The organism is Streptomyces sp. NPDC051976 (genome assembly GCF_040680795.1).
Taxonomy (GTDB): Bacteria; Actinomycetota; Actinomycetes; order Streptomycetales; family Streptomycetaceae; genus Actinacidiphila.
Map to the genome: position 1 here is coordinate 115200 of NZ_JBFAXL010000018.1, position 24789 is coordinate 139988.

Consider the following 24789-nt stretch of genomic DNA (forward strand, 5'->3'; position numbering starts at 1 on the left):
GTCCCCCGGCTAGCCGTGCACACCCTCCGCGGGCATGACGGCCTTCAGCAGTTCCGTGAAGCGGGTCTCGTCGATGACGGGGGTGCCGACCTCGCGGGCCCTGGCGGCCTTGGTGGTGGGGGAGTCGGGGTCGTTGGTGACCAGGACGCTGGTGAGGCGGCTGACGCCGGAGGCGACATGGAGGCCCGCGTCGGTGGCGCGGTCCTCCAGCAACTCGCGGTCTATCCCCGTGTCGCCGGAGAACGCCACCCGCATGCCCTGGACCAGCGGCCCGTCCGCCGCCAGCCGCCCGGGGTTGGGGTACGGGCAGACCGGCCGCTTGCGGGAGGGCCGCCAGCCGCCGCGGTACATCCCGGGGCGGGGCGCCGGGACCGCGCCGCCGGACGCGCCGGAGCCGTCGACCCACTCGGTCAGCGGGCGGCAGGTGTGCAGCGGCAGCGGCAGCCGGGCGGCCGCCGCCAGATGCAGGCTCGGCCGGAACGCCTCGGCCAGCACCCGCGCGTCGTCCAGCGCGTGGTGCGCGCGCTGCTGCACCACGCCGTAGTGCGCGGCCAGTGACTCCAGCTTGTGGTTGGCCAGCGGCAGCCGCAGCTCCTTGGCCAGCACGATGGTGCACAGCCGCTGCTCGACCGGCGCGGCGGACCGCGCCCGCGCGTACTCCCTGGCCAGCATCGACCAGTCGAAGACCGCGTTGTGCGCCACCAGGACCCGCCCGGCGAGGCGTTCGGCCAGCTCGGCGGCGATCTCGGGGAAGAGCGGGGCGTCCGCCAGCGCGGCGGAGGTGAGGCCGTGGATCCAGACCGGCCCGGGGTCGCGCTGCGGGTTCACCGGTGAGTACCAGTGGTCCTGGACCTCACCCCGCGCGTCCAGCCGGTACACCGCGGCGGACACTATCCGGTCGTCCCTGCCGAGTCCGGTGGTCTCCACGTCGACCACGGCATAGCCCTCGGGGTACGCCTCGGGCCACGGGGTGGGGGAGGTGGGCGTCCCCCCGCCTGAAGTCGGCGACGTCTCGGTCCAGTTGTCGAGCATGGTCACTGAGGATACGGCTCAGCACTGACAGCTACCGGCCACCCCGCGATGTACTTGTCGGTAACAACGTCTAGCGGATGGCCTCCGGGTGCCTTTATGGTGCGCCCATGCCCCAACTGCCCGACGTCGTGCTGTGGTCGATACCCGCCTTCGTGCTGCTCACCGTCGTGGAGATGGTGAGCTACCGCTTCCGTCCCGACGAGGACTCCGCCGGATACGGGTCCAAGGACACGGCCGCGAGCCTTTCCATGGGCCTCGGCAGTCTGGTCACCGACGCGCTCTGGAAGATCCCGATCGTGGCGGTCTACTCGGGCGTGTACGCGCTCACCCCGCTGCGGGTGCCCGTCCTGTGGTGGACGGTGCCGCTGATGCTGCTCGCCCAGGACTTCTTCTACTACTGGTCGCACCGCGGCCACCATGTGATCCGCGTCCTGTGGGCGTGCCACGTGGTGCACCACTCCAGCCGCAGGTTCAACCTGTCGACCGCGCTGCGCCAGCCGTGGACCAGCCTCACCTCGTGGCCGTTCTACCTGCCACTGATCGCGCTGGGCGTGCACCCCGCCGCGCTGGCCTTCTGCTCCTCGGTGAGCCTCGTCTACCAGTTCTGGATCCACACCGAGCGGGTCGACCGGCTGCCCCGGCCGCTGGAGTTCACCCTGAACACGCCGTCGCACCACCGGGTGCACCACGCCTCCCAGGGCGGCTACCTGGACCGGAACTTCGGCGGCATCCTCATCGTCTGGGACCGGCTCTTCGGCTCGTTCACCCCGGAGACGCAACCCTGCGTCTACGGGCTCACCAAGAACATCACCACATACAACCCGCTGCGGGTCGCCACCCACGAGTACGCCGCGATCGGCCGGGACCTGGCCGCCGCGGAGCGCTGGCGCGACCGTGCCGGGTATCTTCTCCGCGGCCCGGGCTGGAGCCCGGACCCCGCTCCGGCCCCGGCCGCGGACCCCGCCTCCTCCCGTACCGGCGAAACCGCCGAAACCGCCGAAACCGCCGAAACCGCCGACACCGCCGCCACCCGTTTGGCGGAGCCCGCCGCATGACGGCTTCCGACCTGCCGCCCGGCGCCGGGCGGCCGGCGCCGTACGCCGCCCGGGTCACCCCGCGGGCCGTGTTCGCCGTCTTCTGCGCACTCGGCGTGCTCGACCTGGCCGCCGTGGCCCTGGGCTGGCATGTCGTGGCGCTGGCGGCCAAGCCGCTGCTGATGCCGGTGCTCGCGCTGTGGGCGGCGCGGCAGGGCGCCCCGCGCGCTCTGGTCGCCGCGCTGCTGTGCGGCTGGGGCGGCGACGTGCTGCTCGAAGTCGGCGGCGCCGCCTTCCTGGTGGGCATGGGCTGCTTCGCGGCGGGCCATGTCTGCTATCTGCGGCTCTTCGCCCGCCGGGGCGCCCTCACCGGCGGCCGGGCGCGCTACGCGGCCTACGGGGCGCTCTGGGCGGTCATGGTGGTGCTGCTGTGGCCGGGGCTCGACCCCGGGATGCGCGGCCCCGTCGCCGTCTACAGCCTGCTGCTGACGGCGATGGCGGCGGGTTCGTACGGCCTGAACCGGATCGCGGCCGCGGGCGGCGCCCTCTTCCTGCTCTCCGACACCCTGATCGCGACCGATCTCGCGGACTGGCCGCAGCCGCCGGGACCGGGCGTCTGGGTCATGCTGACCTATCTGGCGGCGCAGGCGCTGCTGGCGGCCGGGGTGCTCGGGACGGGCGGCGCCGCGTGGGCCCCGTCGGCGACCCTGCCGCGCGCGCACCGGGAGGCCCCGGCGTACGGTGGAAGCGCCCCCGCACCGCGGCCGGGCGCCGCTTCCTGACACACCCCCGCCGACCCGCAAGGATCCCCGCATGCGCGCCACCGTCATCCACGCACCGCACGACATCAGGGTGGAGGAGGTGCCGGACCCGCGGGTCGAGCGCCCCGGTGACGCGGTCGTCCGGGTGGTCCGCGCCTGCATCTGCGGCAGCGACCTGTGGGCGTACCGCGGCGAGTCGGCGCGCAAGCCGGGCCAGCGCATCGGCCACGAGTTCCTCGGCGTGGTGGAGGAGACCGGCTCCGAGGTGACCGGGCTGCGCGCCGGCGACCTGGTCGTGGCGCCCTTCATGTGGTCCGACGGCACGTGCGACTACTGCGTCGAGGGCCTCAACACCTCCTGCGTCCACGGCGGCTTCTGGGGCTCGATCGGCGAGCACGGCCAGTCCGACGGCGGCCAGGGCGAGGCCGTCCGGGTGCCGTACGCGGACGGCACCCTGGTGAAGCTGCCCGCCGACGCGCTCTCCGACGACCGGCTGCTGACCGCGCTGCTGTCGCTGTCCGACGTGCTGGGCACCGGGCACCACGCCGCGGTCGGCGCGGGCGTGCGGCCCGGCAGCACCGTGGCCGTGGTCGGTGACGGCGCCGTCGGCCTGTGCGGGGTCATGGCCGCCCGGCGGCTCGGCGCCGAGCGGATCATCGCGCTCGGCCGCCACCAGGCGCGTACCGACATCGCCCGGCTCTTCGGCGCCACCGACGTCGTCGCGGCGCGCGGCGACGAGGCGGTGGCGGCGGTCCGGGAGCTGACCGGTGGTCAGGGCGCGCACGCCGTCATCGAGGCGGTCGGCACCGAGCAGTCGATGCGGACCGCGGTCGGCGTCACCCGCGACGGCGGCGCCATCGGTTACGTGGGCGTGCCGCACGGCAGCGGCACCGGCCTCGACCTCGGCGAGATGTTCGACCGCAACATCGCGCTGCGCGGGGGTGTGGCGCCGGTCCGCGCGTACATCCCGGAGCTGCTCCCCGGCGTGCTCGACGGCACCCTGGACCCGTCCCCGGTCTTCGACCTCGCCGTCGGCCTCGACGGCGTGCCCGGCGGCTACCGGGCCATGGACGACCGCACCGCCCTCAAGGTCCTTGTCAGGCCCTGAGGGCGGCGCATGCCGGTCGGTTGGGTGAGCGTTACTTGGTGACCGCGTCCAGGGCGTCCACGATGCCGAAGCCGTAGAAGCTGTTGTACGCCTTCGGGCCGGTGCAGGTGGCGTCCTGCACACCGTTGCCGTCCGGGTCGTACAGGCCCGTCGGGCAGCCGGGGTTGTCGGCCTCGGCCTTCAGCAGGAACTGGATCTCGGCGGGCGTCGCGTGCGGGTGGCGGCTCTTGATGAGCGCGGCCACCGCGGCCACGTGCGGGCTCGCCATCGACGTGCCCTGCAGGAAGCCGTACTGGCCGCCGGGCAGCGTCGACAGGATGCGGCCGTTGGCCGACGGCGTGTCCGGGATCTGGTACTTGTCACCGCCGGGCGCGGCAACGTCGATCACGGTCATGCCGTAGCTGGAGTAGTACGACTTCAGGCTCTGCACACCGGTCGCGGCGACCGTGACGACGCCGGGGAGCTGGGTCGGCAGGTCCAGGCAGACATGCGGGTCCACGGTGCGGGTGACCGCCGTGGAGTCGTCGGGGCTGGAGGCGTCGGTCAGGGCGTGCGAGTTGAGGTCGTCGTCGCTGTTGCCGGCCGCGGCGACGTTGAGCACGCCCTTGCGGGTGGAGTAGTCGGCGGCCCGCTTCACGGCGTCCACGATGGCCCGCTGGTCGGGGTCGCTCGGGCAGTTGTAGAGCCACGGGTCGATGTAGTAGCTGTTGTTGGTGACCGAGATCCCGTGGTCGGCGGCGAAGACGAACGCGCAGACCACGCTCTCCGGGTAGAACAGCTCGGTGCCCGGCTCGCTGACCTTGATGGCCGCGATCTTGACGCCGGGGGCGACACCGGCGATGCCCACACCGTTGCGCGCGGCGGCGATCTCACCGGCCACATGGGTGCCGTGGTAGTCGACCGCCGGGTCGTACGGGCGCCAGGCGCCCGCCGAGGTGTCGGCCACACCGCCGACGCAGTTCGCCGACTGGCTCGCGGAGAAGTTCGCCGCCAGGTCCGGGTGGGTGTCGTCGACGCCGGTGTCGATGATGCCGACGGTCACCTTGGAACTGCCCGGGTTCACCGCGGCGGACTTGTCGGCGCGCATCGCGCGCAGGTCCCACTGGTCGGCTTCCAGCGGCTCCTGGCCGGGCGCGGCCTGCGCCCGCACCTGGGCGACCTGGGCCGCGGTCAGCACCTCGGGCGAGCCGAGGACGGCGGTGGTGGACGGCGGGATGGCGGCGGTCCTGGTCGCGCCCGCGCTCTGCACGCCGCGGACACCGCGCATGGTGGCGCCGAAGTCGGGGTTGGCCGAGTGCGCGACGATCACGCCGATCCGGTCGTAGGCGATCACCACCTGCCCGCCCGCGTCGGTAATGGCGTGTTCGACGGATCTGAGCGGGCCCTGCCCGGGCTGGACGTTCACCACGTACGAGAGCATCGGCCCGTCGGTGCGGGGAGCCTGCGGGGCCTGTGCGGAGGCGGTGCCGGGAAGTATCGCGAGGGCGGCGGCCAGCGTCATACCGACGGTGGCCGCGAGTGCGCGCCGCCGTCCTGGGAGCGGAACCATGGGGTCTCCAATCGTCCTTCCGGCCGTCGTCGGGCACGGTTGCCCTTCGACGGGTGCATGACGACGGAAACTAGTGCCGAACGGGTGTGCGCAGCAGGGGAACCGCTCAGATCGTCCGGATTTCACGGATTGGCGTAGGGGCACCCACTCCGAACTTCAACAAAATGTTGTTAAATGGGGTCCGCCGCGACCGTGAATGTGTAGCCTGTATGCAATCCGTGCGGACGCACCTGCCGCCATGTCGGTGCCAGGTCATAGGGTGGAAGTCCCTGGACATACGAGGACAGGCGCGCCGCGCGCCCGGAAGGAGGCCGCACCGATGACGTCCGTGCTCAAGGACACCTACGGCCGGGTGGCCACCGACCTGCGCGTCTCGCTCACCGACCGGTGCAATCTGCGCTGCACCTACTGCATGCCCGAGGAGGGTCTGCAGTGGCTGGCCAAGCCCGACCTGCTCACCGACGACGAGATCGTCCGGATGGTGCGCATCGCGGTCACCCGCCTCGGCGTGCGGGACGTCCGCTTCACCGGCGGCGAGCCGCTGCTCCGCCCCGGCCTGGTCGGCATCGTGGAGCGCTGCGCCGCCCTGGAGCCGCGGCCCAAGCTCTCGCTGACCACCAACGGCATCGGCCTGAGCCGTACCGCCGAGGCACTGGCCGCCGCGGGCCTGGACCGGGTCAATGTCTCGCTGGACACCCTGCGGCCCGAGGTCTTCCACACCCTGACCCGGCGCAACCGCCACCACGACGTGCTGGCCGGGCTCGAAGCGGCGAGCGCCGCCGGGCTCGCCCCGGTGAAGGTCAACACCGTGCTGATGCGCGGGGTCAACGACGACGAGGCACCCGACCTGCTGGCCTGGGCCGTGGACCGCGGCTACGAACTGCGCTTCATCGAGCAGATGCCGCTGGACGCCCAGCACGGCTGGCAGCGCACCGACATGGTCACCGCCGAGGAGATACTCACCAGCCTGCGGACCCGCTTCACCCTCACCCCCGAGGGTGAGACGGTACGCGGCTCCGCCCCCGCCGAGCGCTGGCTGGTCGACGGGGGCCCGGCCCGGGTCGGCGTGATCGCCTCGGTCACCCGCCCCTTCTGCCGGGCCTGCGACCGCACCCGGCTGACCGCCGACGGCCAGGTCCGCAACTGCCTGTTCGCCCGCGAGGAGTCCGATCTGCGTACCGCACTGCGCGACGGGGCCTCCGACGCGCGGATGGTCGAGCTGTGGCAGGCGGCGATGTGGGGCAAGAAGGCGGGTTCGGGACTGGACGACCCGTCCTTCCTGCAGCCCGAGCGCCCGATGTCCGCCATCGGCGGCTGACCGGCGCTAGCGCGCCCCGTCGGATCCCGTCCCTGAGCCCGCCCCGGATTCCGGCCCCTCTGATCCCGGCGGCGGGGTCCACTCGGCGAGCGGCACCACGTCCTTGAGGAAGCTGCGCATCCCGAGGAACTGCGACAGATGCTCACGGTGCGCGTCGCACGCCAGCCACGTCTTGCGCCGCTCCGGCGGGTGGATCTTGGGGTTGTTCCAGGCCAGCACCCACACCGCGGGGGTACGGCAGTCCTTGGCCGAGCAGATCGGCGTCTCGTCGTTCACAACGCCCAGTAAACATGGCGACGCCGGGCAGCCACGGGGGGAGCCGCCCGGCGTCGGTCCGTCGCCCCGACGGGGGATGCGGAGCGCGTACGAAGTATGTCATGCGCTCAGCCGCCAGAGGAGGGGAACTTCATGATTGATCTGAGGTTTTCTTGAGGTTCGGCGGAGAGTCATGCTCCGACCTGGGCTCTGACCTATTCTCCGGGCTCACCGCTTCCAGCATCGGGATCACCGGCGGCGGGATGTAGGTGGCGCCGGGCAGCGACGGGCGGTTGTCCCGCCCCGCGTTCGCTATCACCACGGCCACGTACGGCAGCAGCGTGCCGATCGCCAGGGTCGCCCAGGCCAGCGGTCGTTCGACGTTCCACAGCACCACGGTGAGGATCACCGACAGGGTCCGGATCGACATCGAGATGATGTACCGCCGCTGCCGCCCGGCGACGTCCTCCTTGAGCCCGGTACGTGCCCCTGTGATCCGGAAGACCTCCGGGCCGCCCTGCTTGCGCATCGCGTTCCACCACCCGCTCTACTCGGCCGGGCTGTCCTGATCGCGGGTCACAGCGCCCCGGCCCGGCAGCACCACGTTACGCCGCGCCGCCTCCGGGATCGAGTGCGGGTCAGGCCGACCTCATGACGTGTCGCGGGCACGTCCGGCGCGCCCAGGGCCACCTGGGGGAACGCCGGGCTCGACATGCGGCCCCGCCGGAGCGGGCGGAGACTGACGGGACGGGCTCCGGGCCCGTCCGGCCCGGACACGAGGAGGCGAGTGACATGGGTTGGTTGTGGGCGATCATCGTCGGTCTGGTGCTCGGTCTGATCGCCAAGGCGATCCTCCCGGGCAAGCAGGCGCTGCCATTGTGGCTCACCATCATCTGCGGTATGGGCGGCAGCGTCCTCGGCAACGCGCTCGCGACCTGGATCGGGGTCAACGACACCAAGGGCTTCGACTGGACCCGGCACGTACTCCAACTCGTCGGCGCGATCGTCCTGGTGGCCATCGGCGACGCCCTGTGGGCGATGATGAAGGGCAGGGACAAGGCGAGCGTCGAAGCCTAGCCCCGCCCGGAGTCAGGCGACCGGGTGCTGCCGGAGGTGCTCCGGCGGCACCCGGTCGGTCAGCCAGACGCCGTTCGCACTGATCCGGAAGACATGGCCCTCGGCGGCCAGCGCGGCGGCGTCCACCGCGAGCACCACCGGACGGCCGTGCCGCGACCCCACCCGTACCGCCGTCTCCACGTCCGCCGACAGATGGACGTCCTGCCGCGACATCGGCCGCAGCCCCTCCACCAGGATCAGCGGCAGGGTGGCCGCCGCCGTCCCGTGGAAGAGCACCTCCGGCGGTTCGGCCGGCTCCAGGCCCAGCTCGACCGGGACCGAGTGCCCCTGGCTGGCCCGTATCCGGCGCCCGTCGGCCGAGAACGCGAACCGCTTCTTGTTGTTGTTCGCCACCACATGGTCCAGCTCGGCGCGGGAGAAGCGGCGGCCCTTGGCGGCGCAGGCGGCGATCAGCTCGTCGACATCCACCCAGCCGCCCTCGTCGAGGGTGAGGCCGACGGCCTCCGGCTGGTGCCGCAGCACCAGCGACAGGAACTTCGACACCTTGACCAGGCGCTTGTCGTCCATGACCGCGCCCCCGGCCGTGCCCGTGGCCGTGCTCGTCTTCTCCGCCATCCCGCGTCAGACCCCCTGGCTGACCGAACTCATGTTGAAGTCCGGGATCCGCAGGCTCGGTGCCGCGGCCCGGGTGAAGTAGTCGCTCCACTCACGCGGCAGGGTCCGCTCGGTGCGGCCCGCCTCGGTGGCCCGGCCCAGCAGGTCGACCGGCGACTCGTTGAACCGGAAGTTGTTGACGGCGCCCGTCACCTCGCCGTTCTCCACCAGGTAGACGCCGTCCCGGGTGAGGCCGGTGAGCAGCAGGGTGGCCGGGTCGACCTCGCGGATGTACCACAGGCAGGTCAGCAGCAGACCGCGCTCGGTGTCGGCGACCATCTCCTCCAGCGACCGCTCGCCGCCTCCGTCCAGCACCAGGTTGTCGGGGCCGGGCGCGACCGGCAGGCCGGTCAGTCCCGCGCTGTGCCGGGTGGTGGTCAGCCGGGTCAGGGTGCCGTCCTTGATCCAGTCCACCGGGCCGACCGGCAGTCCGTTGTCGAAGACCGAGGAGTCGTCGCCCGAGGAGGGGGCGATGACGAACGGCGCCGTCTCCAGACCCGGCTCGCGCGGATCGCTGCGCAGGGTCAGCGGCAGCGGCGACAGCTTCTCGCCGACCCGCGTGCCCCCGCCCTGCCGGCTGAAGACCGTACGGCCCTCGTCGGCGTCCCGCGCCCCGGCCGACCACGCCTGGTAGACCATCAGGTCCGCGACGGCCGACGGCGGCATCAGCGTCTCGTAGCGCCCCGCGGGCAGCTCGACCCGGCGCTCGGCCCACTCCAGCCGCCGGGCCAGATCGGTGTCCAGCGTCCGCGGGTCGACATCGCGGAAGTCCCGGGTGGAGGCGCCCGCCCACGCCGAGCGCGTACGGTCGGTGGACTTCGCGTTGAGCTCCAGGGTGCCGGTCGGCTGGTCGTGCCGCAGCCGCAGCCCGGTCGAGGTGCCCAGATACGTCGAGGTCACGCCGTGGAAGGCGAAACCGAACAGCTCACGGCCGCCGGCCCGCGCGGTCGCGAACGCCTCGCCGAGCGCGGGTGCGAACGCCGCGAACACCTCGGAGGTGGTCTCGGCGGGCGCGTCGGTGAAAGATGCGGACGGCGGCACATCGGCGACCAGTGGCTGGGCGTCCTCGGCGGGACCGGCCTCGCGGGCCGCCGCCTCGGCCGCCCGCACCAGCGGCTCCAGGTCGTCGGCGGTCACCGCGGAGCGCGACACCACACCGGAAGCGGTGCCCTGGCCGCCGTCCACCGTTGCGATCACGGTAAGGGTGCGGCCCCGGGTGACGCCGTTGGTGGTCAGCGAGTTGCCCGCCCAGCGCAGATTGGCGCTGGACTCCTCCTCGGCGATGACCACGCAGCCGTCGGTCCGGGACAGCTCCAGGGCCCGCTCGACGATCTCGTGCGGCTTCACGCTCTTCATCGACCCGCCTCCTGCGTGGTGTTGAGAATGCTGACGTCACGGAAGAGCGCGGACGGGCAGCCGTGGCTGACGGCCGCCACCTGGGCGGGCTGGGCCTTGCCGCAGTTGAACGCGCCGCCCAGCACGAAGGTCTGCGGGCCGCCGACGGCCGTCATCGAGCCCCAGAAGTCGGTGGTGGTGGCCTGGTAGGCGACGTCCTTGAGCTGTCCCGCCAGCCGGCCGTTCTCGATCCGGAAGAACCGCTGCCCGGTGAACTGGAAGTTGTAGCGCTGCATGTCGATCGACCACGAGCGGTCGCCGACCACGTAGATGCCGCGCTCCACCCCGCCGATCAGCTCCTCGGTCGAGGGGCCGCCCGGGGCGGGCTGCAGCGAGACGTTCGCCATCCGCTGGACCGGCACGTGGCCGGGGGAGTCGGCGTACGCGCAGCCGTTGGACCGCTCGAAGCCGGTGAGCCGGGCGATCCGCCGGTCGAGCTGGTAGCCGACCAGGGTGCCGTCCTTGATCAGGTCCCAGGACTGCCCGGCCACGCCCTCGTCGTCGTACCCGATGGTGGCCAGGCCGTGTTCGACCGTGCGGTCACCCGTCACGTTCATCAGCGGTGAGCCGTAGGCCAGCGTGCCGAGCTGGTCGAAGGTCGCGAAGGAGGTGCCCGCGTACGCCGCCTCGTATCCCAGCGCGCGGTCCAGCTCGGTGGCGTGGCCGATCGACTCGTGGATGGTCAGCCACAGATTCGACGGGTCGACCACCAGGTCGTACGCGCCCGCCTCGACCGACGGCGCACGCATCTTCTCCGCCAGCAGCGAGGGGATCTCCGCCAGCTCCGCGTCCCAGTCCCAGCCGGTGCCGGTCAGATACTCCCAGCCGCGCCCGACGGGCGGCGCCAGGGTGCGCATCGAGTCGAAGCCGCCGGTGTCCGGGTCGACGGCGACCGCGGTGATCTGCGGGTGCAGCCGGACCCGCTGCTGGGTGGTCGTGGTGCCCGCGCTGTCCGCGTAGAACTTGTTCTCCCGCACCGCCATCAGGGACGCGTCCGCGTGGGAGACGCCCTGGGCGGCCAGCAGCCGGTTGCTCCACTCGGCGAGCAGCGCGGTCTTCTCCGCGTCCGGCACGTCGAAGGGGTCGGTCTCGTACGACGACACCCAGGTGCGGTCGGCGTGCACCGGCTCCGGCGCCAGCTCCACGTGCTCGTCAGACCCCGCCGCCGCGATCACCTTGGCCGACAGCTTGGCCATCGCCACCGCCTGCGAGGCGACCTTCGCGGCCGCGTCCATCGTCAGGTCGACCCCGGACGCGAAGCCCCACGCGCCGCCGTGCACCACCCGCACCGCGTAACCGAGGTCGGTGCTGTCCGAACTGCCCGCCGACTGGGCGTCGCGCAGCCGCCACACCGCGCTGCGCACCCGCTCCAGGCGGAAGTCCGCGTGGTCGGCGCCCAGCGCCCGGGCGCGCGCCAGCGCGGCGTCGGCGAGTGCCCGCAGCGGCAGCGCCAGGAATGACTGATCGACCTCATGAGGCACGACGAACTTCCCCTCCGACCGGTTCGACAGGTATCCGCAGTGAATCATGGCGCGCCGACAGACAGCACTCCATTACCGGTCGGCCGCCCGACGATTCGTCAGCACCCAATCCAGGAACGCCTCTTGAGTCTGGTCCAGACCAATCCGTATGCTCATGACAACCGCCCTCTCTTGTCCGCAGAGCACCACCTCACGCACGACAGGGAGCCCCCCACATGTCCGTACGCCGCAAAGCCGCCGCGGTCGGTGCCGCAGGAGCCGCCGCCGTCACCATCGCCGCGCTCACCCCCGTCACCGCGAGCGCCCACGGGGCGCTGAACATCCCCGTCAGCCGGATCTCCGCCTGCTACGCGGAAGGCCCCGAGCACCCCGTCTCCCAGGTGTGCAAGGACCTCGTCGCCGACAGCGGCACCCAGCCGCTCTACGACTGGAACGAGGTCAACATCGCCAACGCCAACGGGCAGAGCCGCACGATCATCCCGGACGGCCACCTGTGCTCGGCCAACCGCGACAAGTACCGGGCGCTGGACTGGGCCCGCACCGACTGGCCCGCCACCAACGTCACGGCGGGCTCCACGACCGTCAGCTTCCGGGTCACCGCACCGCACCGCGGCGTGATGACGCTCTACATCACCAAGCAGGGCTACGACCCGACCAAGCCGCTCAAGTGGTCCGACCTGGACGCCACCCCGATCGCCACCTACACCACGGCGGCCAGCTCGCCCGGCTACTACACCTTCCCCGCGACCCTGCCCAGCAGGACCGGCAGGCAGCTCGTCTACCAGGTGTGGCAGCGCACCGACAGCCCGGAGGCGTTCTACGGCTGCGCCGATGTCGTCTTCGGCCAGAGCGCCCAGGCGGCCAACGCCGACGTGGCGAAGGCGCCCACCGACGCGCAGATCGCCGCCGGGGCGGCCAGGTCGACCGTCAGCCACCACGGTCACGGCGGTGACACCGCTGTCACCGCCACCACCGCCAACCTCCCCACCAGCAACGTGGCCGCCAGCCGCCCGGCCGCCGGGACGCTGGAGACCGCGCTGTCCGGCAGCGCCGTACTGGCCTCCGGCGCCGTCGGCCTGCTGTTCTGGAGCCGCCGCCGCGCCGCGCACCGCGCGCGGGGCTGACCTGGCGGGACTGTAGGAAACCCACAGGCAGCGGCTGATCAGCCTGTCGAGGCCGATTCCCCGGAACGGGGCCGGGACCGATAGCTTTCACGGAGATACTCACGACCTAGGGAGTGATCCGTTGAGCCGCTCGGTTCTTGTCACCGGAGGAAACCGGGGCATCGGCCTCGCGATCGCGCGGGCATTCGCTGACGCGGGCGACAAGGTCGCCATAACCTACCGCTCGGGCGAGCCCCCGGCGGAGCTGCTCGAACTCGGCGTCCTCGCCGTCCGCTGCGACATCACGGACACCGAGCAGGTCGAGCAGGCGTACAAGGAAGTCGAGGAGAAGCACGGGCGGGTCGAGGTGCTGGTGGCCAACGCCGGCATCACCAAGGACCAGCTCCTGATGCGGATGTCCGAGGACGACTTCACCTCCGTCCTGGACACCAACCTCACCGGCACCTTCCGGGTCGTCAAGCGCGCCAACCGCGGCATGCTGCGCGCCAAGCACGGCCGCGTCGTCCTGATCTCGTCGGTCGTCGGACTGCTCGGCTCCCCGGGCCAGGCCAACTACGCCGCCTCCAAGGCCGGGCTCGTCGGGTTCGCCCGCTCGCTCGCCCGCGAGCTGGGCTCGCGCAACATCACCTTCAACGTCGTCGCCCCGGGCTACGTGGACACCGACATGACACAGGCGCTCACCGACGAGCAGCGCGAGGGCATCGTGGCGCAGGTGCCGCTGGGCCGCTACGCGCAGCCCGCGGAGGTCGCCGCCGTCGTACGCTTCCTCGCCTCCGACGACGCGTCGTACATCACTGGAGCCGTCATCCCGGTTGACGGCGGATTGGGCATGGGTCACTGATCACCATGAGCGGAATTCTCGACGGTAAGCGCATCCTCATCACGGGTGTGCTGATGGAGTCCTCCATCGCCTTCCATGCCGCCAAGCTGGCCCAGGAGCAGGGTGCCGAGATCATCCTGACCGCCTTCCCCCGGCCCACGCTCACCGAGCGCGTCGCCAAGAAGCTGCCGAAGCCGACCAAGGTCCTCGAACTGGACGTCACCAACGCCGAGCACCTGGAGCGGCTGGAGAAGGAGGTCCGCGACGAGCTGGGCGGCCTCGACGGCGTCGTGCACTCCATCGGCTTCGCCCCCCAGGACGCGATGGGCGGCAACTTCCTCAACACGTCCTTCGAGTCCGTGGCCACCGCCATGCACGTCTCCGCCTTCTCGCTGAAGTCGCTGACGATGGCCTGCCTGCCGCTGATGGAGAACGGCGGCTCGGTCGTCGGCCTCACCTTCGACGCGCAGTACACCTGGACCGGCTACGACTGGATGGGCCCGGCCAAGGCGGCGCTGGAGGCCACCTCCCGCTACATCGCCCGCGACCTGGGCAAGCAGAACGTGCGCTGCAACCTGATCTCCGCCGGCCCGATCGGCTCGATGGCCGCCAAGTCCATCCCGAGCTTCAACGAGCTGTCGGACACCTGGAACCACCTGTCCCCGCTGGAGTGGAACACCTCCGACCCCGAGCCGGCCGGGCGCGGCGTCGTCGCCCTGCTCTCGGACTGGTTCCCGAAGACGACCGGCGAGATCGTCCACGTGGACGGCGGCCTGCACGCGGTGGGCGGCTGACCGCTCCCGCCACACCACGCGGCGCCCCGCACCGGTCGGTCCGGTACGGGGCGCCGCGCCGCGTTCGGGGTGTCCCGACCTCCCCAGGGATACGCCGATCAGGTACGGAATCGGCAGTGGAACGCGTGCGCGCGGGCCTCGGCGGCGGCGCGGACCGGGTCGGCGGCGCGGATCGCCTCGACCAGGGCCGCGTGGTCGAGATGGCCCTCGGGTCGCAGTTCGGTGCCGACGTCGGCGCGCAGGAAGTCGCGCAGCACCTCGCCGAGGTCCGCGTAGAGCGCGGTGAGGACGTCGTTGTGCGAGGCGGCGACCACCGTGAGGTGCAGCGCGGCGTCGGCGTCCACGAAGGACTCCGCGTCGCCCGACTCCCACGCCCGCTCCCGGCGGTCCAGCGCGGCGTCGAGCTGCCGCAGGTCGGCGTCGGTGCGCCGGTCCGCCGCCAGCCCGGCGGCGGTGGCCTCCAGCGAGCTGCGCAGCTCCGCCACGTGCAGCGGGTCGGCGTCGGCGAAGCGCCCGCGCATCACCCCGGCCAGTTCGCTGGTGGCCACCACGAAGGTGCCCGAGCCCTGCCGGATGTCGAGCAGGCCGTTGTGCGCGAGCGCCCTGACCGCCTCACGGACGGTGTTGCGGGCCACCCCGAGCTGTTCCACCAGCTCCGGTTCCGTCGGGATACGGGAGCCCACCGGCCAGGCGCCCGAGGCGATCTGGGCGCGCAGGCTGCCGATCACACGGTCGGCGAGGGTGGTGCCGCGGGGTACGGGGCCGAGATTCATCCCATCATTCTATGATGGTGTGATGCGCGCCGACGAACACCCCACCCGGACCCCTTCAGGCATCCCCTCGGCAGTCCCCGCGGCGATCCCTCCGGGGCGCCCCGCCGACGGCTCCGAGCGGCTCGCCGCGGCCGCTCCCTGGGTGGGCCGTGTCGTGGTCGCCGGCCTGGTCCTGGCCGCGCTCAACCTGCGCCCGGCCATCACCAGCCTCGGCGCGCTCATGAAGGAGGTCCGCGACGGCCTCGGCATGAGCGGCACCATGGCGGGACTGCTCACCTCCGTCCCCGCCGTCTGCTTCGCCCTCTTCGGCTTCGCCGCGCCCCGGCTCGCCCGCCGCCACGGCCCCGGCGCCGTCGTCTGCGCGGGAATGGCCGCCATCACCGCGGGCCTCGCGCTGCGCCCGCTGGCCGGCGGCGCGCCCGTCTTCCTGGCCGCCAGCGCTCTCGCGCTCGCCGGGATAGCCGTCTCCAACGTCCTCATGCCGGTCCTCGTCAAGCGCTACTTCCCCGACCGGGTCGGCGCCATGACCGGCCTGTACTCGATGGCGCTGTCGCTGGGCACCGCGCTGGCCGCCGCCGTCACCGTGCCGATGACCGACTCGCTGGGCCACGGCTGGCGGCTCGGCCTCGGTGTGTGGGCCGCGCCCGCCGTCCTGGCCGTACTGCCCTGGCTCTTCCTGGTACGGGACAGGACCGGCGCGCCCCGGGCGCCGGAAACCGCGAGGAAGACCGTTCGGGCCGCGCCCGCCGGTCCCGCCGCCACCGACAGCGGGGGCCGGATCGTCCGCAGCCGTACCGCATGGGCACTGGCCTGGTTCTTCGGGCTCCAGGCCACCGCCGCGTACATCACCATGGGCTGGATGCCGCAGATCTTCCGCGACGCCGGGATCTCCGCCGACGAGGCGGGCCTGCTGCTGGCCGTCACCATGGTGATGGGCGTGCCGCTGTCGTTCGTGCTGCCGCCGCTCGCCGCCCGGATGCGCCACCAGGGCCCGCTGGTGGCGCTGCTGGGCGCCTTCGGCGTGGCCGGATACGCCGGGCTGTGGAGCGCGCCCGCCGCCGCGCCCTGGGTGTGGGCGCTGCTGCTGGGCGTCGCCAACTGCTCCTTCCCGCTGGCCCTGACGATGATCGGGATGCGGTCGCGCACCGGCGCCGGGGTCGTACGGCTGTCGGCCTTCGCGCAGAGCACCGGCTATCTGCTCTCCATCCCCGGGCCGATCCTGGTCGGCGCCCTCTACCAGCACAGCGGCGGCTGGGGGCTGCCGATCGCGCTGATGGGCGCCCTGATGGTGCCGCAGATCGCCTGCGGGGTGCTGGCGGGCCGCAACCGGTACATCGAGGACGAACTGTGACCCCGGTGACCGCCGCCCGCGCCGCGGTGCGAGACTTGCGTCCATGCCCGTACTCGAACCGAACCCCCCGCAGAGCCAGCGGCGACTGCTGATCGTCCTCGCGCTGATGCTCGGTGTGCCCGCGCTGGTCGCCATCATCGCCAGCTTCGCCGCCCGGATGGGCTGACCGCCCCTCATCCGCCCCGGCCCGCCCGGCTCCGCCGCCCGCCGCCCGATTCCGCCCGTGACCCCGACCCGGGGGTGGGGACAACCCCACCATCCCTAGGGGGTCAGGGTCAGGGTCAAGTGGGTGGACGGCCGGATGGGACCGCGCACCCCGCCCCCGTAGCGTCGAACCGCAAGCTGGCAGAAGGCAGTTCGACGGTTTTCCCCGGAGGCGGTCACCGTGACCACGCAGTCCCCGCACCTGTACACGCGGCAGTCCCGGCCCGCTGCCGGGAAGACGAAACCGGCCACCGCGGGCGTGCAGACCACGCTGCCGTGGTGGGCCGTCGCACTGCCCGTGCTGGCGTTCGCCGCCCTCCTGCTGCTGATCGCCGGCGGCGGCTCCGACGCCTCGGCCGCCGGGTCCTCGGGTGACCTGCTCGGCCGAATCGCCACCAGCGTGCCGCACCTCCTCCAGCACGTCATGTGACGCTGCGCGACACCTTGCGGCGCACCCGTCACGACCGTCCCCGCGGCCCTGCCCGCCGTCCTGCCCCCCGGGACCGAGGAGATGCCCCATCCCGCGCCTGACAGCGGGTTTTCTGGAAAGCTGAGGGGCATGAGCGTCGATTCGACCCGCACCATCGTCCTGCTCCGCCACGCCAAGGCCGACTGGCCGTCGGTAGCCGACCACGAGCGCCCACTCGCGGACCGCGGCCGCCAGGACGCCCCTGTCGTCGGCCGCCGTTTCATCGACGACGGCATCACCCCGGAACTCGCCCTGTGCTCCACCGCCGTCCGTACCCGGGAGACCTGGAAACTGGTGGCGCACGAGCTCCCGCACCGGCCGAAAACCGTCTACGAGGAGCGGCTGTACGAGGCGAGCCTGGGCGATCTGCTGGCCCTGCTCACCGAGACCCCCGACGAGATCGGCTCGCTGCTGCTGGTCGGCCACAACCCGGGGATGCACGCCCTCGCCGACGCCCTCGCGTCCAGCGCGGAGGGCGACACCCTGGCCCGGATGACCCGCGGCTTCCCGACCGCCGCCTACGCGGTGGTCACCTTCTCCGGCTCATGGAAGTCCGTCGAACACGGCGTCGGCCACCTGTCCGCCTTCTGGGCGCCGCACGACTGACCGCACGGCCCCGCACGGTCGGCCGGACGGCCGGCTGCTGACCCGCCGGACGGCTAGAACAGGGCGCCCTGCGACCCCTCCGGCGCGTCCGCGGCCTCGATCTCCTCGCGGGTGATGCCCAGCAGGTAGAGCACGGTGTCGAGGAACGGCACGTTCACCGCGGTGTCGGCGGCCTCACGCACGACGGGCTTGGCGTTGAAGGCGACGCCGAGCCCGGCGGCGTTGAGCATGTCCAGGTCGTTCGCGCCGTCGCCGATCGCCACGGTCTGGCTGAGCGGCACCCCCGCCTGCGCGGCGAAGCTGCGCAGCAGCGCGGCCTTGCCCGCCCGGTCCACGATCGGCCCCACGACCTTGCCGGTCAGCCGCCCGTCGACCACTTCCAGCGTGTTCGCGGCGGCGAAGTCGAGGCCGAGCCGCTCCTTGAGGTCGTCGGTGACCTGTGTGAACCCGCCGGAGACCACCCCCACCTGGTAGCCGAGCCGCTTGAGCGTACGGATCAGGGTGCGCGCGCCCGGCGTCAGCCGCACCTCGGCGCGGACCTTGTCCACCACCGAGACGTCCAGCCCGGCCAGCAGCGACACCCGGGCGTGCAGCGACTGCTCGAAGTCCAGCTCGCCGCGCATCGCCGCGGCCGTCACCTCGGCGACCTCCGCCTCGCAGCCGGCGTGCGCCGCGAACAGCTCGATCACCTCGTCCTGGATCATGGTGGAGTCCACGTCCATCACCACCAGCCGCTGCGCCCTGCGCTGCAGCCCGGCGGGGACCACCGCCACATCCACCCCGCGGGCCGCGGCCTCCAGCGCGAGCACCGACCGCAACGCGTACGGCTCGGCGCCGGAGACGGCGAACTCCACCGCGGTGACCGGGTACTTCGCCAGCCGGAAGATCCGGTCGATGTTGCCGCCCGCGCCGGTGATCAGCGCCGCTATGGCGGCCGTCGACTCCGCGGTCAGCGGCTTGCCGAGCACCGTGACATGGGAACGGCCCTCACCGCGCGGCCGGTTGTCGCCGATGCCGGAGATGATCTCCGCTTCCATCCTGATGGACTCGGCCCAACTGTGCACGGTGGCCCGCAGCTCACCCTCCACCCCGCGCCCCTGGGGAGCGGTCACCAGAGCGCAGAGCACTATCCGGCCCCGGGTGACGACCTGCTCGATGTCCACCACGTCGACGCCGTACGCGGCGAGCGTGTCGAACAGACCGGCGGTGATACCCGGCCGGTCCTTGCCGAAGATCTTGACGAGGAGGGTGGGCACGTCCGCCGGGTGAACGGCGTCACCAGGCGTGAGGGGGGAGATCTGCGAGGCGTCGTTCATGGTGTCTACACCGTAACCGGCGTACGCCCCCCGAGGGACGGGCGTCCCGCGTGGCGGACACCGGGGCGCGCACCACCCGGCGCGGGACGGCCGGTCAGCGCGGGGTGCGCGGCCCCCGGGGGGCCGCGGGAGGGGGCGGCGGCGGGGGCTCGGGCCACTTGTCCTCGCCCGTGGTGTCCCGGCGCGGCCGGGCGTGGCGCGGCGGCGGCCCCGCGATCGTCGGGTCCTGCGGCGAGACGGCGTCGGCGCCGGGGGAGCGGTACGGGTTCTGCTCGCCCGCCCCCGGCCGGAACACCGGGCTCGGGATGTACGGGCCGGGACCGTAGGCCACCTCCGGATACGTACGGTCGCTGTCGCCCGACGACGGCGGTCCTCCGGGCCGCTTCGTCCCCGCCCCGCCGCCCTCGGCCAGCGGCGCGGTCTGCCCGCCCGCGGCGCCGGTGGCCAGCGCGAGCAGCGCGCCCAGCAGCCCCGCGCCGCCGCCCCACGCCGCGCCGAGCAGCGCGGCCATCGGGACGCTGCCGTGCAGGTCGACCCCCGCGCCGACGGCGTCGAAGCCGAGCACGGACAGGTTCGCGTTCACCTTCACCGCGGTGAGTTCCACCAGTAGCGGCAGGGTCGCGGCGGTGACCAGCGCGAGCCGCAGGGCGCAGCGCCCGGCGAAGCCCGCCGCGCCGGCGGCGCCGCGCGGCGTGCGGGTGGCGGTCAGCGCGCCCGCGGTCAGCATCAGCAGGGCGGTGGCCACCGGCAGCAGCCACACCCGGTTGTCGAGGCCGGCCAGCCTGCTCAGCGTGATCGGCTGGTCGGGATGACCGGCCAGCAGCCGGTTCACCGGATCGGGCAGCACCTGCACCAGCGCCCCCGTGGCGGTGCCCCGCCACGGCACGAACAGGCCCAGCGGCACCGCGAGCCAGACCCCGTTGGGCGCGCCCAGCAGCGCGGAGCCGACGATCCTGCCCGGCTCGTCGCCGGTGGCGGCCGCGTACCCGGCCGCCGCCAGTCCCGCGACCTCCGCGACCACCAGCATCAGGGCCATCGCCGACGCGGCCGGCCGTACGGTGCGGTGCGCACCTTCCCAGCCGGGCGGCAGCGGGGTGCGGCGGGAGGCGAGCAGCGCCAGCAGCAGCACTGCGAGCACCCACACCAGCCCGCCGAGCAGGCTCCGCCCGGTGTCCACATGGAAGCCCACCGACGTCTTGGCCTTCACCAGCCCCGAGAGCCCGTCGGCCAGACCGTTGCTGAACTTCCCGATCCCCGGCAGCTTCCCCAGCAGATCGGACGTGGCGCTCTTCGGCGGGCCGATGGACGCGCTGTCGATCGCGACGGTGTCCTGGCCCGCCCAGGCGAGTCCGCCGAGCAGCCCGAGGAACAGCGCGGCCGTCGCCACCACCCGGGCCGCCAGTTCGGCCGGACCGACCACGGCGCCCGCGCCGCGCAGTCCGCGCAGGAAGACCCAGGCGAGCAGCAGCGCGCCGACCAGCGCGACGCCGAGTGGCGCGATACCGATGGCACCCTGCGCCTGCGGACCGCTGATCCCGAACGCCCCCACGTCACCGGTCGGTCGGACCTTCCCGCCCACCGCCATCGTCACGACGGCCGCCGTCATCGTCCCCAACGACCCGGCGGCGTCCGCCCCGAGCAGATGCAGACCCAGCGCGGCGGTGCCCGCCATGGCCAGAAACGCCCAACTCACCGCGGAGACCGCGGCGAGCAACACTGTCGTCCAAGGTGTTCTCCGTGCGGTCATGCCGACCCCCCGAGGTCGTACGTCCCAGCTCTCCCCACTGTCGGGGGGTGCGGGGATCGCGTCAACGGGCGCCGCCGGACGCTGTACACGAGGGCGGCTTTTGATTACGGGAGCGGGCCTGAAATAGTTCCTCCCGATGTTCGCTATCCCTAGACTCCCTCCAGGGGGACTACTCGGGGGACAACTTATGGGGCTTGGGGTGCCTGAACTCGTACTCGAATTGAATGGACAAACCTGGACGCTCGACGCGTCCCGGTCGTACAGCCTGGGACGTGACCCATCGGGCGACCTGGTCATCGACGACGCGCGGGTGTCGTGGCGGCACGCCACCATCCGCCGCGGGGACCGCGGTTGGGTCATCGAGGACCTCGGCAGCACGAATGGCACCTTCGTCCAGGGACAGCGGATCCAGCAGACGGAGGTAGGACCGGGCTCGGCCGTCCACCTCGGTAATGCAACGGACGGACCCCGGCTCAACTTCGGTGGTGGCGCGCAGGGCGGCGCGGACGTCTACAGCGCCGAGACCGCGCACGCCCAGCCGCACCAACAGCAGTACCGGCAACCGCAGCAGATGGCGCAGCAGGCGTACCCGCAGCAGGCGGCGGCCCAGGCTCCGGCCCAGGCACGCGCGCAGGCTCCGGCCCAGGCGCCCGCCCAGGCACCGGCGGCCGGCGGCTGGGGACAGCCGCCCGCGCAGGTGCCGCAGCAGCAGATGGCGCAGCCGCAGCAGTACCAGCAGCAGGCTCCGCCGCAGCAGCCGCAGGCCGGTTGGGGCGGGCCGCCGGCCCAGCAGCCCCCGGCGCCGCGGCAGCAGCCGCAGCAGCCGGGCGGTCAGCAGCCGGGCTACGGCCAGCGCAGCCCGACCACCTTCCACCAGCTCGCCCTCGGCCGGGTCATGAAAATCGGCCGTGCGCTGGAGAACGAACTGGTGGTCTCCGACCTCCAGGTCTCCCGCTACCACGCGGAGTTCCGCGCACACCCCGACGGCCGCTACGAGATCGTCGACCTCGGCAGCCACAACGGCACCTATGTCAACGGCCAGCCGATCCAGCGTCATCTGCTCGGCCCCAACGACATCGTCGGCGTCGGCCACTCCACCTTCCGGCTGGTCGGCGACCGGCTGGAGGAGTTCGTCGACACCGGCGCGGTCTCCTTCTCCGCGCGCCGCCTGTCGGTCACCGTGCCGCACGGCAAGACCACCAAGACGATCCTCAAGGACGTCTCGTTCGGTGTGCCGGAGAAGTCGCTGATCGGCGTCATCGGCCCGTCCGGTTCCGGAAAGTCCACGCTGCTGCGCGCGCTGACCGGCTACCGGCCCGCCGACCAGGGCGATGTGCTCTACGACAACCGCAACCTGTACAAGCAGTTCGCCGAGCTGCGGCAGCGCATCGGCCTGGTCCCGCAGGACGACATCCTGCACAAGGAGCTCCAGGTCAAGACCGCGCTGCGGTACGCGGCCAAGCTCCGCTTCCCCGGTGACACCGCGACCGCCGAGCGCGAGGCGCGGATCGACGAGGTGCTGCGCGAGCTCAAGCTCGACATCCACGCGGACAAGCGCATCACCTCGCTCTCCGGCGGCCAGCGCAAGCGGGTGTCCGTCGCCCTGGAGCTGCTCACCAAGCCGTCGCTGATCTTCCTGGACGAGCCGACCTCCGGCCTCGACCCGGGCATGGACCGCGACGTCATGAAGCTGCTGCGCGGTCTGGCCGACGACGGCCGCACCGTCCTGGTGGTCACCCACTCGGTGGCCGAACTCGCGCTGTGCGACAAGCTGCTGGTGATGGCCCCCGGCGGCTCCGTGGCCTACTTCGGCCCGCCGGACGAGGCGCTGAACTTCTTCGGCTACGAGACCTGGGCCGACGTCTTCTCCGCCTTCGAGAACTACCGCGACTACGACTGGTCGGGCCGCTGGCGCGGTTCGCAGCACTACCAGATGTACGCGGCCGAGCTGGACGCGGCGGCCCCGCAGGCCGCCCCGTACATCCCGCACCAGGCGGCCCGCCCGCCCAAGCCGCAGGCGTGGATGCCGCAGCTGTGGACGCTGGTGCGGCGCTATCTGTCGGTGATCATCTCCGACAAGGGCTTCATCGGCCTGATGCTGATCCTGCCCGCGGTCCTCGGTGTCGTCAGCGTGCTGATCCCGGCGCAGAGCGGCCTCGCCTACGGCCCGGTCAAGTACCACCTGCAGAACAAGGACGCGGGCACCATCATGCTCATCCTCGCGGTGGGCGCGTGCTTCGCGGGCGCGGCGAACTCGGTGCGTGAGCTGATCAAGGAGCGGGTGATCTACGAGCGCGAACGCGCCGTCGGCCTGTCGCGCTCCGCGTATCTGATGTCCAAGATCATCGTGCTGGGCCTCATCACGGCCCTGCAGGGCGCCATCATCAGTGCCATCGGCTTCATACCGCGCAAGATGCCCACCAAGGGCGTGGTGCTGAGCGCGCACCCGGCGATCGAGATGGCGCTGGTCATCATGGCGCTCGGCTTCACCTGCATGATGTTCGGCCTGATCATCTCGGCGCTGGTGAAGACGGCCGAGAAGACGATGCCGCTGCTGGTCATGTTCGCCATCGTCCAGGTGGTCTTCACCGGAGTGCTGTTCCAGCTCTACGCGAAGCCCGGCATAGAGCAGTTCGCCTGGCTGATGCCGTCCCGCTGGGCCGTCGCGGCGCTCGGCGCCACCGCGGACATGAATGTGCTGATGCCCTGGGATCCGACCGACCCCAACGGCGACCCGCTGTGGAAGCACACGGCGGGCGCGTGGACGCTGGACATGTTCGTCCTGCTGCTGATCGGCGCCATCTGCGGCGTCGTCGTCGCACGACTTCTGCGGCGCCACGAACCCGAGGTCATGCGGAAGTAAACACAAGCACGGCATTACAAAAGGGCGGTGGGACCAATCGGTCCCACCGCCCTTTTGCTTACGGCGTGTTGGATCAGTGCGCGGATCAGTACGCGGAGTTCACGTTGTCCATCGAACCGTACACGTGGTACGCGTAGTTGCACGCGGCGGTGATGTTCGCGACCGGGTCGTAGATGTCCCACGAGGTACCGGCGACGTGGTATGCCTGGAAGGTGGGGTCGATGACCTGGAGAAGGCCCTTCGACGGGATACCCGCGGCGGCGTTGGAGTCCCACAGGTTGATCGCCTGCGGGTTACCGCTCGACTCGCGGATGATGTTGCGGTAAATGCCGTCGTAGCTGCCCGGAATACCGTCGGCGGCCATGATGTCGAGCGAGTGCTTGATCCAGCCGTCCAGGTCGTTCGTGTACGTCTTCACGGCGGCCTTGGGGGCGACGGCGGTCTTCTTCGGCTGCAGCACCACGCGGTGCGTCGAGCGGTTCGCGGCCTGCTTGGCGCGGGCGCGCTCGGCGGCCAGTCGCTTCGCGGCGGCGGCCTTCTTGGCAGCGGCGGCGGCGTCGGCCTTCTTCTTGGCGGCGGCCGCGTCGGCGGCCTTCTTCGCCGCGGCGTCGTGGATCGCCTTCTGCTTGGCGAGGTCGGCCTGCGTGTCGAGGCTCTTCGCCTGGGGGGACGCGACGGAGAAGCCCGTCGGGTCGGCGGCGGCGGACGCACTCCCGCCGGTCCCCTGCAGACCGGTCACGGCCAGGACGACAGCGGTCGCGGCAACGGCGCCGGCCGCCGTGATCTTGTGGGTCTTGGTCAGACGACCGAACTTCGGGATCGTGGGGAGCTGCATCAGGATTTTCCTCTTCCGGTTGCGGACCTGAGAATTCTTAGAGGGTCCGAAATCGGGGGTCAATCAGCTCCACTACGAGCCGTATTCGTAGTTGTTCGGTGAACGGTCTCGCGGAATCCCTATTCCTCGCGAGCCGTCACGGGCCTCCTTTTCCACTAAGCGACTTAGTATGTGACGCACGTCCTATAGGTCACCTCACATGGGTGCGCCCCCTCCGTCGCGC

At 72.0% G+C, this 24789-nt stretch carries 24 protein-coding genes; 13 read left to right on the plus strand and 11 right to left on the minus strand.

Annotated features, from left to right (window positions below; genetic code table 11):
- Positions 1–9 precede the first annotated feature (9 nt).
- On the minus strand, positions 10–1032 hold the full coding sequence (locus tag AB0M29_RS19870; protein WP_365384206.1) for a DEDDh family exonuclease: 1023 nt from the start codon (positions 1030–1032) through the stop codon (positions 10–12).
- A gap of 107 nt (positions 1033–1139) precedes the next feature.
- Here AB0M29_RS19870 and AB0M29_RS19875 point away from each other — a divergent pair, with 107 nt between their 5' ends.
- Genes AB0M29_RS19875 through AB0M29_RS19885 form a run of 3 tightly spaced genes read left to right on the plus strand, consistent with a single transcriptional unit; the run spans position 1140 to position 3935 of the window.
- A complete protein-coding gene (locus tag AB0M29_RS19875; protein ID WP_365384208.1) occupies positions 1140–2087 on the plus strand; it encodes a sterol desaturase family protein in 948 nt (315 codons plus the stop codon).
- Positions 2084–2848: a lysoplasmalogenase gene (locus tag AB0M29_RS19880; RefSeq protein WP_365384209.1), complete on the plus strand. Its 765-nt coding sequence runs from the start codon at positions 2084–2086 to the stop codon at positions 2846–2848. The genes AB0M29_RS19875 and AB0M29_RS19880 overlap by 4 nt, the downstream gene beginning before the upstream one ends.
- A gap of 31 nt (positions 2849–2879) precedes the next feature.
- Complete coding sequence (locus AB0M29_RS19885; RefSeq protein ID WP_365384211.1) at positions 2880–3935, plus strand: zinc-dependent alcohol dehydrogenase family protein; 1056 nt, start codon at positions 2880–2882, stop codon at positions 3933–3935.
- 31 nt (positions 3936–3966) lie between these two features.
- On the opposite strand, the gene AB0M29_RS19890 is transcribed toward AB0M29_RS19885, so the two are convergent.
- Complete coding sequence (locus AB0M29_RS19890; RefSeq protein ID WP_365384213.1) at positions 3967–5484, minus strand: S8 family serine peptidase; 1518 nt, start codon at positions 5482–5484, stop codon at positions 3967–3969.
- Between the two features lie 328 nt (positions 5485–5812).
- Between AB0M29_RS19890 and moaA the strand changes: the two genes are divergently transcribed.
- Positions 5813–6802 carry a GTP 3',8-cyclase MoaA gene (moaA, locus tag AB0M29_RS19895; protein ID WP_365384277.1) on the plus strand — a complete coding sequence of 330 codons (990 nt, stop codon included), beginning with the start codon at positions 5813–5815 and terminating at the stop codon, positions 6800–6802.
- Positions 6803–6808: 6 nt separating this feature from the next.
- On the opposite strand, the gene AB0M29_RS19900 is transcribed toward moaA, so the two are convergent.
- Together AB0M29_RS19900 and AB0M29_RS19905 are read right to left on the minus strand one after the other, a co-directional pair.
- Positions 6809–7078, minus strand: a complete 270-nt coding sequence (locus AB0M29_RS19900) for a hypothetical protein (protein ID WP_365384215.1) — start codon at positions 7076–7078, stop codon at positions 6809–6811.
- A 130-nt stretch (positions 7079–7208) separates the two neighbouring features.
- The gene (locus AB0M29_RS19905; protein WP_365384216.1) at positions 7209–7586 is read right to left on the minus strand and encodes a DUF3099 domain-containing protein; all 378 of its coding nucleotides are present in this window, start codon (positions 7584–7586) and stop codon (positions 7209–7211) included.
- Positions 7587–7849: 263 nt separating this feature from the next.
- Between AB0M29_RS19905 and AB0M29_RS19910 the strand changes: the two genes are divergently transcribed.
- Positions 7850–8134 (plus strand): GlsB/YeaQ/YmgE family stress response membrane protein, encoded by a 285-nt coding sequence (locus AB0M29_RS19910; RefSeq protein ID WP_365384218.1) that lies wholly within the window; start codon positions 7850–7852, stop codon positions 8132–8134.
- 12 nt (positions 8135–8146) lie between these two features.
- Here AB0M29_RS19910 and AB0M29_RS19915 read toward each other — a convergent pair whose 3' ends face one another.
- The 3 genes from AB0M29_RS19915 to AB0M29_RS19925 are packed head-to-tail and all read right to left on the minus strand — an operon-like array spanning position 8147 to position 11664.
- Positions 8147–8701 carry an RNA 2'-phosphotransferase gene (locus AB0M29_RS19915; RefSeq protein ID WP_365384279.1) on the minus strand — a complete coding sequence of 185 codons (555 nt, stop codon included), beginning with the start codon at positions 8699–8701 and terminating at the stop codon, positions 8147–8149.
- Positions 8702–8755: 54 nt separating this feature from the next.
- Complete coding sequence (locus tag AB0M29_RS19920) at positions 8756–10144, minus strand: metallopeptidase TldD-related protein (protein ID WP_365384219.1); 1389 nt, start codon at positions 10142–10144, stop codon at positions 8756–8758.
- Positions 10141–11664: a TldD/PmbA family protein gene (locus tag AB0M29_RS19925; protein WP_365384221.1), complete on the minus strand. Its 1524-nt coding sequence runs from the start codon at positions 11662–11664 to the stop codon at positions 10141–10143. The genes AB0M29_RS19920 and AB0M29_RS19925 overlap by 4 nt, the downstream gene beginning before the upstream one ends.
- Before the next feature lie 215 nt (positions 11665–11879).
- Here AB0M29_RS19925 and AB0M29_RS19930 point away from each other — a divergent pair, with 215 nt between their 5' ends.
- The 3 genes from AB0M29_RS19930 to fabI all read left to right on the plus strand — a co-directional run bounded on the left by AB0M29_RS19930 (position 11880) and on the right by fabI (position 14402).
- Entirely contained in the window at positions 11880–12788 is a 909-nt protein-coding gene (locus AB0M29_RS19930; protein ID WP_365384223.1) for a lytic polysaccharide monooxygenase, read from the plus strand.
- A 121-nt stretch (positions 12789–12909) separates the two neighbouring features.
- Positions 12910–13629: a 3-oxoacyl-[acyl-carrier-protein] reductase gene (fabG, locus tag AB0M29_RS19935; protein WP_365384225.1), complete on the plus strand. Its 720-nt coding sequence runs from the start codon at positions 12910–12912 to the stop codon at positions 13627–13629.
- Positions 13630–13634: 5 nt separating this feature from the next.
- Positions 13635–14402: an enoyl-ACP reductase FabI gene (gene fabI / locus AB0M29_RS19940; protein WP_365384227.1), complete on the plus strand. Its 768-nt coding sequence runs from the start codon at positions 13635–13637 to the stop codon at positions 14400–14402.
- A 98-nt stretch (positions 14403–14500) separates the two neighbouring features.
- On the opposite strand, the gene AB0M29_RS19945 is transcribed toward fabI, so the two are convergent.
- Positions 14501–15175: a FadR/GntR family transcriptional regulator gene (locus AB0M29_RS19945; RefSeq protein ID WP_365384229.1), complete on the minus strand. Its 675-nt coding sequence runs from the start codon at positions 15173–15175 to the stop codon at positions 14501–14503.
- 22 nt (positions 15176–15197) lie between these two features.
- Here AB0M29_RS19945 and AB0M29_RS19950 point away from each other — a divergent pair, with 22 nt between their 5' ends.
- From AB0M29_RS19950 to AB0M29_RS19965, 4 genes are all read left to right on the plus strand, one after another.
- Positions 15198–16526 (plus strand): MFS transporter, encoded by a 1329-nt coding sequence (locus AB0M29_RS19950; RefSeq protein WP_365384231.1) that lies wholly within the window; start codon positions 15198–15200, stop codon positions 16524–16526.
- Between the two features lie 43 nt (positions 16527–16569).
- The gene (locus tag AB0M29_RS19955; RefSeq protein WP_365384233.1) at positions 16570–16692 is read left to right on the plus strand and encodes an SGM_5486 family transporter-associated protein; all 123 of its coding nucleotides are present in this window, start codon (positions 16570–16572) and stop codon (positions 16690–16692) included.
- A gap of 219 nt (positions 16693–16911) precedes the next feature.
- Complete coding sequence (locus AB0M29_RS19960) at positions 16912–17160, plus strand: hypothetical protein (protein WP_365384281.1); 249 nt, start codon at positions 16912–16914, stop codon at positions 17158–17160.
- 129 nt (positions 17161–17289) lie between these two features.
- Positions 17290–17805: a histidine phosphatase family protein gene (locus AB0M29_RS19965; RefSeq protein ID WP_365384235.1), complete on the plus strand. Its 516-nt coding sequence runs from the start codon at positions 17290–17292 to the stop codon at positions 17803–17805.
- A gap of 53 nt (positions 17806–17858) precedes the next feature.
- On the opposite strand, the gene serB is transcribed toward AB0M29_RS19965, so the two are convergent.
- On the minus strand, positions 17859–19121 hold the full coding sequence (gene serB, locus AB0M29_RS19970) for a phosphoserine phosphatase SerB (RefSeq protein WP_365384237.1): 1263 nt from the start codon (positions 19119–19121) through the stop codon (positions 17859–17861).
- 94 nt (positions 19122–19215) lie between these two features.
- On the minus strand, positions 19216–20868 hold the full coding sequence (locus AB0M29_RS19975; RefSeq protein WP_365384239.1) for a streptophobe family protein: 1653 nt from the start codon (positions 20866–20868) through the stop codon (positions 19216–19218).
- 187 nt (positions 20869–21055) lie between these two features.
- Here AB0M29_RS19975 and AB0M29_RS19980 point away from each other — a divergent pair, with 187 nt between their 5' ends.
- Positions 21056–23731 (plus strand): FHA domain-containing protein, encoded by a 2676-nt coding sequence (locus AB0M29_RS19980; RefSeq protein WP_365384241.1) that lies wholly within the window; start codon positions 21056–21058, stop codon positions 23729–23731.
- 85 nt (positions 23732–23816) lie between these two features.
- Here AB0M29_RS19980 and AB0M29_RS19985 read toward each other — a convergent pair whose 3' ends face one another.
- Complete coding sequence (locus tag AB0M29_RS19985) at positions 23817–24566, minus strand: transglycosylase SLT domain-containing protein (RefSeq protein ID WP_365384243.1); 750 nt, start codon at positions 24564–24566, stop codon at positions 23817–23819.
- Between the last annotated feature and the right edge of the window lie 223 nt (positions 24567–24789).